This is a genomic window from Paucibacter sp. XJ19-41, assembly GCF_028462495.1.
In the GTDB taxonomy this organism is placed as follows: domain Bacteria; phylum Pseudomonadota; class Gammaproteobacteria; order Burkholderiales; family Burkholderiaceae_C; genus Roseateles_E.
This window is the reverse complement of sequence record NZ_JAQOWX010000304.1, coordinates 1-422: the sequence shown is the minus strand read 5'-3', so window position 1 is coordinate 422 and position 422 is coordinate 1. Positions and strand designations below refer to the sequence as shown.

The 422-nt window shown below is 76.5% G+C and carries 1 pseudogene; it reads left to right on the top strand.

The features are described from left to right. Window positions 1–74: 74 nt before the first annotated feature. Window positions 75–422, top strand: a pseudogene (locus PO768_RS29105) (phosphoribosyl-dephospho-CoA transferase MdcG domain-containing protein); the annotation flags it as partial.

Here is a 422-nt window from a genome sequence, read left to right as displayed (position 1 = left end):
CGCGCGCGGCGGACGGCGGATGGCGGCCGCGGTGATCCAGCGCGTGCTGGACGCGGCCTGAGCGGGAGCGACCGATGCTGCGTCTGCATCGACATCAGCTCGCGCGCCTGACGCCGGGTGGTTGGGCGGCCGTGCGCGCCCAGGCCCGCGACGCGCTGGAGCAGGCCTGCCTGGCCCATTGGGCCGACGCCGGCCTGCCGCTGGTGATCACGCAGCAGCGCTGCGGCAGCGGGACAGACGCGCCAGTGATCGCAATGGGCCTGTCGGCCCCGCTGCGCTGGGAGCGGCGCCGGATCAGTCTGCAGGTGCCGCGCGCCGAGGTGCTGTACTTCGACGAGTTCCCGACCGGCGCGCAGATCACGCCCCTGCTGCCGGCCCGCGCACGCGCCGCCTGGGAGCGGCTCTGCGCCGCGCTGCGCGCG